Origin of the sequence: Micromonospora globbae (genome assembly GCF_003610785.1) — a bacterium.
In the GTDB taxonomy this organism is placed as follows: domain Bacteria; phylum Actinomycetota; class Actinomycetes; order Mycobacteriales; family Micromonosporaceae; genus Micromonospora; species Micromonospora globbae.
In genome coordinates, this window is record NZ_RAQQ01000031.1 from 41406 (window position 1) to 52936 (window position 11531).

At 66.8% G+C, this 11531-nt stretch carries 7 protein-coding genes and 1 pseudogene; 4 read left to right on the forward strand and 4 right to left on the reverse strand.

The window, feature by feature from the left end; translation table 11 throughout:
• Positions 1–21 precede the first annotated feature (21 nt).
• The 3 genes from D7I43_RS29240 to D7I43_RS29250 all read left to right on the forward strand — a co-directional run bounded on the left by D7I43_RS29240 (position 22) and on the right by D7I43_RS29250 (position 6963).
• A complete protein-coding gene (locus D7I43_RS29240; protein ID WP_120331812.1) occupies positions 22–4077 on the forward strand; it encodes an AAA domain-containing protein in 4056 nt (1351 codons plus the stop codon).
• Entirely contained in the window at positions 4077–4913 is an 837-nt protein-coding gene (locus D7I43_RS29245) for a hypothetical protein (protein WP_120331813.1), read from the forward strand. The genes D7I43_RS29240 and D7I43_RS29245 overlap by 1 nt, the downstream gene beginning before the upstream one ends.
• Positions 4914–5136: 223 nt before the next feature.
• Positions 5137–6963 (forward strand): hypothetical protein, encoded by a 1827-nt coding sequence (locus D7I43_RS29250; RefSeq protein ID WP_240033230.1) that lies wholly within the window; start codon positions 5137–5139, stop codon positions 6961–6963.
• 75 nt (positions 6964–7038) lie between these two features.
• Here the strand turns inward: D7I43_RS29250 and D7I43_RS29255 are convergent, their stop codons facing one another.
• Together D7I43_RS29255 and D7I43_RS29260 are read right to left on the reverse strand one after the other, a co-directional pair.
• Positions 7039–8325, reverse strand: coding sequence for a PQQ-binding-like beta-propeller repeat protein (locus tag D7I43_RS29255; RefSeq protein WP_240033232.1), 1287 nt, complete (start codon positions 8323–8325; stop codon positions 7039–7041).
• A gap of 139 nt (positions 8326–8464) precedes the next feature.
• A complete protein-coding gene (locus D7I43_RS29260) occupies positions 8465–9193 on the reverse strand; it encodes a hypothetical protein (protein WP_120331816.1) in 729 nt (242 codons plus the stop codon).
• Positions 9194–9636: 443 nt separating this feature from the next.
• Between D7I43_RS29260 and D7I43_RS33865 the strand changes: the two genes are divergently transcribed.
• Positions 9637–10209, forward strand: a complete 573-nt coding sequence (locus tag D7I43_RS33865; RefSeq protein WP_240033234.1) for an AfsR/SARP family transcriptional regulator — start codon at positions 9637–9639, stop codon at positions 10207–10209.
• A 274-nt stretch (positions 10210–10483) separates the two neighbouring features.
• Here D7I43_RS33865 and D7I43_RS29270 read toward each other — a convergent pair whose 3' ends face one another.
• Positions 10484–10969, reverse strand: a complete 486-nt coding sequence (locus D7I43_RS29270) for a hypothetical protein (protein ID WP_240033236.1) — start codon at positions 10967–10969, stop codon at positions 10484–10486.
• Between the two features lie 76 nt (positions 10970–11045).
• Positions 11046–11147: pseudogene (locus tag D7I43_RS34475) on the reverse strand (DUF2637 domain-containing protein); the annotation flags it as partial.
• Positions 11148–11531: the final 384 nt, after the last annotated feature.

The following is an 11531-nucleotide window of genomic DNA, read 5'->3' on the forward strand; positions in this document are numbered from 1 at the left end:
GTCGACTGACTTGGAGACGAGATGCTGTTGACCCAACCGGATGTGCTCAACCTCGTCCAGCAGGCCGCCGGCCGGTGGGCAGACCAACTGATCGACTTCGGCCCGCGCAACACGCTGCTCTACTTCAAGGAGCGACAGACCACCACCCTCGATCTCGCCGATGCGGCTGCCGGTGCGGTCGCCGATCTGCTCGGTGGGCAGAAGGTTCGCCTGCGGACGCTGTTCCCGGACCAGGATCGGCACAACACCGCCTGCAACACTGCCCGCAGCCTCCGTCGGAAGCTGGTCGAGCTGGAGGAGGAGCAGGGCATCCAGGCCGGTTGGGTGACCCACGGTCTGCTCTGCATGGTCGGTCCGTACACCCGCGGGTCCGTGCCGATGCAACCGCTGCGGGCGCCGCTGATCCTGCAGCAGTTGGCGCTGGACAGCAGGACGGCGACTGAGAACGACTTCACGCTGGAGCTGTCGGAGTCACCCGAGATCAACCCTGTCCTCCTGTACGCGCTGGAACGGCAGTACGGCGTGGAGGCGGACATCAGCGCGCTCGGCGACAAGCTGAGCGCGATGTTGTCCGAGATCGCTGACCCGGACCAGCAGTTGAGTGCCGCCTATGAGCTGATCGCCGAGGCGGTAGCTCCCAGCGGGCTGTCTCTCCGGCTCGAGCCCGCGGTGGTTGCCGGTGTTTTCAGCTTCGACAAGCTGCCCATGGTCGAGGACCTGCGTAACTCGGCCGAGCTGCTGGCATCACACCCGGTGATCGGCGCGATGGCGGGCGACCGCGACGCTCGGCAACAGTTACGCACTGAGCAAGCTCAGGGGTCCAGCTCCGGTGCCGATCGGATCGATCCGGCCAAGGAGTTCCTGGTTCACGACGCGGACTCGTCTCAGCAGGCGGCGATCGACGCGGTGCTGTCCGGCCGGCATGTGGTCATCGAGGGTCCACCCGGCACGGGGAAGAGCCAGACGATCGCGAACATCATCGCGTACATGGCCGCGATGGGCCGCAGCGTGCTGTTCGTCTCGGAGAAGCGGGCGGCGATCGAAGCGGTGATGAACCGCCTTGGCGACGTCGGGCTCGACAATCTGGTGTTTGACCTGCACGATCGCAAGATCAGCAAGCGGCAGGTCGCCCAGCGCATCGCCAACGTCCTCGCCCAGGCCGGCGCCGAACCGCCCGTCGACACTGACGAATTGCATCGCCGTCTGATCAGCCGCCGGGCCGCGGCGAAACGGCATCCGGCCGAGCTGCACGAGGTACGGCAGCCCTGGGGTGTGAGCGCTTTTCAGGTCATCGAGCAGCTCCTCGCGCTTCCGGCTTCCGACGTCACTGGCTATAACCTGCGCGCATCCGAGCTGCGGAACCTTGACCGGTCGAGGCTTGAGTCCGCGCGGGAGGACCTTCGGACGTTCGTGGATCGTGGCGGCCTGAGGATCTGGCGCGGGGAGTCGCCGTGGGCGAAGGCCGCCATCCGCACCCCAGACGATGTCGGTAAGGTGCTGGTGCATCTCGATGAACTCGCGGCTGGTGCCCTGCAGGGCGCACAGCGCCAGATCCGGGACTTGGTCGACCGGGCGGGGCTGGACGTGCCGGACGACCTCGCTGCGTGGAGGGATCTGTTCGACCTGCTCAGCGAGGTCGACCGCACCATTGCCAGCTACGGCGAGCAGGTCTTCGGCTCGGATCTGGACGACTTCGTCTACGCGACAGCGCCAGGGCGATCGCGGCCGCGCCGGGCGGAGCCGCTCGGGATCTTCCGCCGGTTCCAACTGCGCCGCGAGCTGCGGCGGACTTGTCCAGCCGCTCCCCGGAAGCGATCCGAGATGTATCAGGGCCTGGTTGCCGCGGTGGACCAGCGTGAGCGGTGGCGGAAGCTCAGCCGTCAGGACAGCGCACCTACTGCTCTGGCGGGCGCCGACCTGTGCATGTCGTCCTTCATGCAGGTGCGTAACCATCTCGCTGCGGTGGCGGCATGTGCCCGGATCGACGGCCTTGAGCGTGGACCCGCTACCACCGCGGCCAACACCCTCGCCGAGTTGAATGCCGACCGCGAGACGTTGTTTCTGATGCCCGACCTGAACAAACAGCAGCAGATGTTCCGCTCGTTGGGGCTGAGTCACATGCTCGATGACCTGGCCACCCGGCAGGTCTCGAGCGACGAGGCAGCCGACACCCTGTTGCGCTCCTGGTTGCAGGTGGTCCTCGACGAGATGCGCATGCGGGTCCCGTACCTCGGTCAGTTCGTGGGGCAGCAGCATGCCGCGGTGGTCCAGGACTTCCGCGCTGCGGACAGCCGGCACATCGAGATGGCCGCCCGGCACGTGCGCCGCAACGTGGCAGTGAACCTGCGGAAGGTCCGAGACGCCTATCCCGACCAGAATGGCCTCGTCCGGCGGGAAGCGGCCAAGAAGAGCCGGCACCTCTCTCTTCGGAAGCTGCTCAGCAGCGCGCCGGAGGTGCTCCTCGCCGCGTTTCCGTGCTGGGCCATGTCACCACTGGTGGTCAGCCGCATCCTGCCGCCCGAGCGGTCGTTCGACGTGGTGATCTTTGACGAGGCGAGCCAGATCGAGCCGCACGACGCGGTCGCCTCGATCATGCGTGGCACCCAACTCGTCGTGGCCGGCGACCCGAAACAGCTCCCACCCACGCCGTTCTTCCGGCGCCTCGTTCAGCAGAGCCCGGCTGGCGAAGACGATGATCTCGGTGACGAGAGCCTCGAGGACTACGAGTCCGTTCTTGATGTTCTCGGTGGTCTGATCTCGGACCGGTACCGCTTGACCTGGCACTACCGCAGCCGAGACGAGCGTCTGATTGCGTTTTCGAACGTCGAGATCTACAACCGGTCCCTCGTCACGTTCCCTGGGGTGCAGGTCGACAGCCCGTTGCGCTTGGAGACGGTGGACGGCCGTGTCGCCCCCGGACAGAGCGGCTCATCAACGGAAGAGGTCAACCGGGCGGTCGAGCTGATTCTCGAGCACGCCGAGCAGCGACCGAACGAGAGCCTCGGCGTCATCACCATGGGGCAGAAGCACGCCCTGCGGATCGAGGCGACCCTACGCAGCCGACGCCGCGAGCACGAGCACCTCGACGACTTTTTCTCGCAAGACCGGGCCGCGAGCCAGCGGTTCTTCATCAAGAGTTTGGAGAACGTCCAGGGCGACGAGCGGGACGCCATCATCCTGAGCATCGGCTACGCCAAGACCCGAGACGGTCGACTTCCACTGCGCTTCGGACCGCTCAACCAGGAGGGCGGTGAGCGGCGCCTCAACGTGGCGGTCACCCGAGCGCGGAGTCGGATGACCGTGGTGAGCGCCTTCTCCCACCACGACATGGACCCGAACCAGACCGCGGCGACACGGAACCGCGGGCCCGAACTGCTCCGCCGCTACCTGGAGTTCGTCGACCTCGGCGGCGACCTCGGCGCGCGCCAGCACACCGGGGTCGAGCTCAACGGCCTCGAACGCAGCGTCCTGAAGGCTCTCCAGCAGCAGGGCATCAACGCCGTGCCGCAGTGGGGCGTATCCGGCTACCGCATCGACCTGGCACTCGCCCATCCGGACCAGCCCGGCCGCATGGTCCTCGCCGTGGAGACTGACGGTCACTCGTACCACCAGGCACACAGCGCCCGGGACCGCGATCGGCTGCGCCAGCAGCACCTCGAGCGACTGGGGTGGGAGTTCCACCGGATCTGGTCGACCGACTGGTACGTGGACCCGGCAGGCCAGACAGCCCGACTCGTCGCCCGCTGGAAGCAGGCGGTCGACCGCGCCAACCACGCCGCGAGGAGCCGCCCCGTACCGCCGGCCCGCCGGCCCGCTCAGCCACCGTCGCCGCCAGCGACCCGCCGTGGCCCGCGCCCCGACGTGCCAATCGGACTGCGCATCACCGACTACACCCGGGAACAGCTAATACAGATCTGCACGTGGCTGGTGAGCGACCAGCTCCAGCGTGATCGGGATGAGCGCCTCCAAGAGGCCATGACCGAGCTCGGCTTCCGCAAACGGGGCTCAATCATCATCCAGCGCCTGACCGAAGCACTCGACACCGCGCAGCAGCGCGCCGACCGGAAGGTGTCCTGATGGTTGCCCTCGACCTGCTCACTCTGGAACGCGTCGCTCGCCTGATCTGCGACATCGATGGTCCCTACGAGCGGACCGGTACGCAGGTCGAGCGGTTCCTGCACCGGGTCCGGTGGCCTGGCGATCCGCAGTACGACGGCTCTCCGCGGATCCCCTGGCTGACAGAAGTACTCAGTTCCCATGCCGACGATGCCGCCGCCCTTGACCGGCTGCTCTGTCGCATCGGTGATCCGCTGGAGTACGACGGCGGCGTCGAGGCCGCCGAACCGATCGCGCAAGAGCTGAACCGCATCCTGGCTCCCGAGCAGCTCACCATCACCTACATCGGCGGGCGCCCCGTGCTCGGTCAGCTCAGCCAGACCAGCGACGTTCCCCTGTACGGGCCGCCGCCGGACCTCCACGAGCGGGTGCGACGACTATCCAGCAACAGCAAGGCGGTCGACATCCTCATGGCGCGCGCCGACGAAGCGTCGATCTGCCAGAACAACGGAGCCTACGCGCTGGCGATCATCGGCATCGGTAGCTTCGTCGAAGGTCTGCTGCACATCGTGGTGACTGACCGCGACGAAACCGTGCGAAGGAACGGCCTGGTCGGCCGTGGCGGCCGACGGATTCCCGCCGAACGAGCGGGCCTTCACCTGCTCCTCGAGTACGCGCACCGACAGAAGTGGGTCCAGACCGACGCCAAGGACTTCATGGAGAAGGTCCGGGACTACCGCAACTTCGTCCACCCCCGCCACCAGATCGACTACGGGCTCGTGCCCGACCTGGACACGGTGCGGATGTGCTGGGCGCCTGTACACGCGCTCCTCAATGACCTGGAATCCGCACCCTGATCAGCGACTCACCTCCGGTGACCACCGAGCAGGTGGATTGACCCTTCCTTGTCCAGATGCTGGCCTCGACACCACCGCTGCTACTCCAGCTTCCGAACCAGAACCAGGTGCAGGAGTAGCGGGCGGAGTTCAGCGGGGCCGCATCGAGCGAGTACGGCGGCGCGTTCGGCGGAGCCCTCTCGCCTGTAACCCTCGGGACGGCGCAATGCTCGGTTTCAGATCTGTGTTCACGACCCACCACGAACGGAACCATCTACAGCCACTGGTACGGGAACAACTCGACCGTTGGATCGCGGACCCCAAGGGCTGGGATCCCTCTGCGCTTGATGAGAACCGGTGGACGACCATCGGCGACAACGTCAGGGCCCTGCTACTGCAGCACGAAGGGCAGGATGGATCGACCTCAACACGCGTACGAATCGTCGAGACAAAGCCGGACGGAGAGTGGATCACCCAGCTGACCGTACATGCGCCCAACGCGAGAGAGCGTGCGGCGTGGGCTTGGGTCGACATCGAATCCCCCGACCCCGACAGCGAGGACCCACGCAGCCGCCCCCGCCGCGCCGGCACCCCCCGCTTTCTCGCCCCCACGCTCGAAATCATCGACGCCTGGGACGGTGCCGCACGCCTCACGACGCGGCCAATCGTCATCCGGGGCGACGAAGTCGACGAGGTCTACCGAGCGCTCATCGACACCGAGCGACGAGGTGTCGTCTTCGTCGCCGGCAATGACGACTCGCTGCCGTCAGTCCCATGGACGAACCGGATCGCCAACCTGACCCGGTTCACCATCGGTATGGCCTCGTGCTACGTGCTGGACGGGGAGGCCACACAGTTGCTCAACGACCGGCTCGGCCAGGCCCACGCCGTACTGCCCGGCCGGCTTCGGACCTATCGCTCTCAGGTTCAACCGGACTCCGTCGTCGACGGGCTGCGGCACCGGGTCCTGAGCGCCGAACGGATCGCCGACGACAGCGAACAGCCCCGGCTCGCGCGTATCCTCGCCTCCAACGCCCAACTTCAGGCTCTCGAACAGCCGCTGCCTGCATCGGTGGCGCGGGTACACCGGATGCTGGAACGTATCGCCGACGACATGTTGGTGCACCTGCTCGGCGACGTCGGTTCGAAGCGGCCATCGCTCGTTCCGTCGCAGCCCCGGGCGGCGGCCGTCGAGACGCGAGAGAGTGATCGCCGGCAAGGCGACGTCAGCGCGCAGCAAGGCATGTTGCTGGACTACCTGAAGATCAAGGTAGGGATCGATGATCTAACCGTCGACCGGATCGACGAGATCGTGCGTCTGATCGAGGTCGGTCGGTCATCGCAGGAGGCACAGAAAGACATCGCATCCCGACTCGCACAGCTCCAGGCCGAACTCGATGAGACACAGAAGGCGTATCACGACGTCAAATGGCAGCTGGATGATGAGCAGATCGAGAACCGGGACGCGGTCGACCGCCTGACCCGGTCCGCGGAGACTGAACGGACGCTACGCCACCGGCTGGCCTCTATGGGGCAAGCAGAGGTGGCCTGGACGGCGCAGCCATCGGAAGCGGACGTCTCCCGGCCGGACAGCTTCGGCGAGTTGCTCCGTTGGCTGCCAAGGCTCCAGCACGTCGTGTTCACGGGCGATCCTGACCACGCTGAGGAACTCGACAGCAACGACCCCCTGGGCGCCTGGGCTTCGAAGACCTGGGACGCCTTGTTGGTGCTCCAGGACTACGCAGCGGCGAAGGCGGACGGACGCTGGGATCGAGACGTGCATGGCTTCCTGGAGAACACTCCGGATGGCTGCCACGAGTGGCCGACACGACGACACGCCCGTGACGAGAGCGAGGAGGTCCGAACCAACCCGGCGTTCTGGAGGAAGCGGGTTCTCCCCGTGCCGGCCTCCGTCGTTCAGGCGGGCAGGATTTTCATGGGTGCGCACTTCAAGATCGCTCAGTTCGCGATGATCAGCCCCCGCATGCACTACTACGACGATACGGCGCAGAGCGGACGGATCTATGTCGGCTACATCGGCCGGCACCTACCGACCGGACAGACGAACTGACGGCCACCGAAGGTGATCGCTGAGCCACGGCATCGAGGGCTGCAGTACCTACGGCTGGCTCGGGTCGTGCACCAATCAGCCGGTAGCGCGGTAGAGCTGCACCCCGCCGCTGGCATCCGGTGGGCTCGCGACTGCGGCGTGTTCGTTGACGAGCCACGGTGTGAGGCCGGGAGCCGTTTCCCGGTCCTCGCCAGTGCGGGCGTCGAGGATGACGGGGCCGTTCGCCGTACGGCCGTAAACGGCTCCGTGCCAAGCGGTCGTGACGGTGGGAGCGATGCGGTTTGCCTTCTTGTCGGGTAGTTCCCAGAGCCACTTCCCGCTGTCGTCGAAGGCGCCCGCCCAGTCCTGGCGTTGGTCCTGGCAGATCGTGACGCTGCGGCCGTCGTGGAGACAGGTGATGTTGTAGGCGGTGCTGCTGGAAGCCGTTGACTCGTCCAGCATGCGGCCGGTGGCGGCATCGAGGAGACGGAAGAACTGCTTGCGCCCTCGCGACGCTCCGGTCGCGGTCACGATTTTCGGGCTGCCCGGCTTGATGGTGATCGTCTCTGCGGGCTCGGTGTGCCAGCGCTCGGTGCCGCTGTCGATGGCGAGCGCACGTGCCACTGCGGTTTTGGCGTCGGTACCGACCGCCACGTCGCCGGCGACGGCTCCGAGAGTAAAGTCGGGACGGCGCCAGATCTCGCGTCGATCGTCGAGGTTCACGGCGACGGCATCGGTGCCGACCTGGGCGACGACCACGGTGCCGCGCGCGCCGATGACGACCGGGTGCTTCCGGGTCAACGCGTGCTGGTCGTCGTCGCTGGGCTCGATCTCGATGCGTTGAGCCTCACGCCCGGTGCCAGCATCAACGGCGAGGATCTCGATGACGGGGCGCGGCGGTGTCGTGCCTTGACCGGGCGCGGTGGCGGCGAAGGCTGTCACCACCCGGCGCTGCGCACCGGTTTCGGCCAAGATCGGCGGCTGGGCCGGGTTGCCGCCGACGAACGGGTTCAGCGTCGGCGGGGACAGTGCAGGCTCGTGTTCGGGTCGCAGCCTGGCGGTGACCGTACCGGACGTAATGTCAACGATCTCCAGTCGGTCCACCGACGAGATCCAAACGCGCTTCCCGTCGAGTAGCACTGGCAGTGGCTCGACACGTTGTCCACCCAGATTGATCTTCGAGAGCGACGCGGTGTCCGGTAGCGGCATGGGAGCGGACATGTCGAAAGTGCGCGGTGGGTCGAAGGTGGGCCGCTCGCTCGGTGCTCCAGTGGTCGCTTGGGCTGGTGGCTGTTGCGCCTCCGGTGTGGTCCCGCAGCCGATAGTGGCGGCAAGTACGCCCAGGCTGATGCCGAACACGCCCAGCTTCGCGTTGCGCACCACGTCACGCCTCCCCGTCGCCGTTAGGTACAGCCGGGGAGTGTAGCGACTTGGGCCCACTCTTCGTGTCCCGCTCGTCGCAGCCCGAAGCCGCAGGGCGCTTCTGTGCGGTCCTGCGGCTTCGGGCCCGCTGTCTGCGTGGCTACGCCTCCGACGGAGGCTGCTCATCGTCGGGCATTGAGCGTTCGGCAGCAAAGTGGACGATGTCCTCAGCCACGGCGGTGACCTCGGCGGCGATCTCGTAGTCGGCTACCCGGGCGTGTAGAGCGACGAGTCGGGCAGCGGCTTGTCGTAGCCGTTCCGCTTCCACGCTGAGGGCAGCGAGCAACTCGGGGTCGTCGATCCACCGCTGAATCCCGTCCACTTCGTCTCGCCCGTCGAGGTCATCGAGCCTCCTGGCGCCGATGGACTTGGCCATCCAGGTCAGGAGTCTGACCTGCGCTTCTAGGGCTATGCATGGCTCGCCGACGGCGAGGGCCTCGACGGCGCGCTCGTAGGCGGGTGCCGGGACGGCTGCCACCGACACGCCGAGTGCGTTCCCGGCGACCACGACCGCGCCCAGTTCGACCGCTGGAAGGATCGCGGTGATGTCGTCGAGTTGATCACCATCATCGGCGTTGACGGGCGTGTCGCTGACCGGTGCCACCCGGGCGATAGTGATGGTGCGAGTTGGTCGGTAGTCCGTCGGCAGATCTTGGTCAATGTGGGTGGTGCCCGCGACGGTGATCGGGGTGTCGGCAGGCAGCCGGTCCATCAGCCTCGCAAGCTGGCCGGCGGTACGGATTTCGATGGTGTGATCGCGGAGAGCGTCGCGTGCTGCCGCGAACGCTGCCGCTTGCTGTTCCTGATTCTCATCCCGGTCGCTAAACATGATCTTCCTCCAAGTGGTTGTCAATGCGCGTTCTCGCGGATTCGTGACATGAGCGGTCATCCGTGAAGTGGTGACCTGCCAGCGGCGAGGACGGCACGTCCCGCTCCGGTCACGCCGGGGTATGCCGCGATGTCTGCCCGGAGTCGTCGTGAGTTGATCAGCGGACACCGGAGGCGGCCGTGGCGAAACTGGGGGGTCTGCTGGCCGACCACTGTCTCGGTCGTGGGCAGGCTCGGTCCGCTCGCGTCGGCTGACGGATCGTCGTCACCAACGTCGGGAGCCGCCGACCAATGGGAACCGCGCGCGTCCGCCGGCGCCGCGACGGAGGCGTAGCGGCTTGTACCGTGTTAGCAATGAGCCTTGGGGCTTCCCGCGCGAGGATGGGTTGTGCCACCGGTGTCCAGCCGTGAGCGCTTCCCGTTCCGGAAATTTTCCCGCAGCCGTTGAACCGGCTGATCGGGAAGGCGCCCAATGCCTCTCGGCGTCATCGCGGCGAGCAAGCACACGTCGGTGCCGGGCGGGTGCAGGTCCGCGTACTCGGCTCGCCGGCAATCCTCGACGTCCCCGACGGGCAACACGTCCGGCCGCAGGCAGTCGAGTTCCTCGTCTATCTCATCGTGCGGGGCGGGTCGGCGTACCAATACGAGGTCATCGACGACCTCATGCCCGAGCCGCCGCGCCGGCTGGCTGCCCAGCGCCTACACACCTACACCTACAACCTGCGCCGAATCTGCACCCTCATCGGCGGCGAGAACACCTACCTGCAGCTGAAGCGACACCGCTACACCCTCAACCGCGACGCCTTCGACATTGACCTGTGGACTGTGCGGGACGCCATCACCGCAGCGCAACGCGCCACCGAGCCAGCCGTCCGCGTCGCCGCTCTACGGCGGGCAGTCGACGTCTACCGCCGACCACGCCGGGTACCTGTGGTTCGCGCCGCACCGCGACACCGTGACGCGCGAGTTCGTGACCGCAGCCCTGACACTCGCGGACCGGCCTGCCGAAGCCAGTAGCGTGCTCGACGCCGCCGCGCTACACCACCCCGACCATGAGCTCCTCGCCGCTGCGCTTCCGGCAACACGCCCTCGACCGGGCTGAACGCCTGCCCGCGTGGGACTGCAGCACCGAAGCGACGAGAAATCTCTCGCACTCCTAAACCGGCTCCTGTCAGATTCTACGAACTCCCCGACTTCGTGATCTTGCAAAATTCAGCCGAAAGGCTGATGGATGAAGCATTAGGAAGGTGTACCAAACCGACACTCGGAGTCCGTTTGGCCGCCAATACCTTCAGGAACCATCTGCTGGTTGTCCCGTGTTCTCAGGCTTGACCGCAGCAAGGCGTCGGACATGACGTTCGGGCACGCCGGCGGCCAGAGCCACCTCCGCCAGGCTGGCCTGCGGACGCTCGGCTCGCAGCCGGGCTACGACATCTGCCGTCCGCTCCGCGCGCCTCGTCACCCGCTTACGTCGCGCGTTACGCCACCGCAGTGACGCCGATACCTGACACGTCGGAATCTCGGCGACCCCGGCGTGCTGCGCTTGCTTCACCTCAGTCACGAAGTCCGACGGGTGCGACTTCAGTGGTGGCGCAGACGCAGCTTCGAAGGCCGGCGGTTGCTGCGGGCGGGCGGCGTCTGACGTTCGATGGTCGTTGCGTGAGGCCGGCTGCGATTTGGTCAGCTTCTCCACGACCAGCAGCAACGCCACGGCCGGCCACGCCGCCACGATCCGCGCTGCGAGGTTTGGCTCGGCGGCGGCGATGTTCGCCGCCACGCTGGCCGCCCGCCATCCCGACCGCGAAGGCCGTTCGGGCTGACCAGCGCACCCTCCGACCGGCGTGCTTGTTCTCGATCATGGCCATCGAGGCGACGACGAACATCCCGTCGACCGACAGCGGCAGTACGTAAGCGACCTCGGGACGCTCACCGAACCTCAACGCCACGGCCACCATGTGACTCCACGACTACCAGGCAGCAATTTCAGCCACCGCCACCGTGCTCACGTCTCGGGCGATCCGGGTCGGCGTCATCGGGCCACCCCCGGCCCGAGCCGTCGCTCGACGGCCTGGACCTCGACGGGATCCACGGACGAACGTCCGCCGATGCCAGCCCACCGCGGCGGACAACGCCAGCTCCGTCAGTGCGTCAGCGCGACGGAATACCTGTCGTGTTGCTGACCGGGCCGTATCGTACGCCGCTGTGCGCTCTTAGGGGTCCTAACAAAATGATCTCTGGATGTCGCGTCCCTTGTAGAGGTTGATCTACGATGTCGGGCCGTGAGGCGTGGCGAGCAGCCGCCGTGGATCGTGCCTGACGGGCTGTGGCAGCGCATCGAG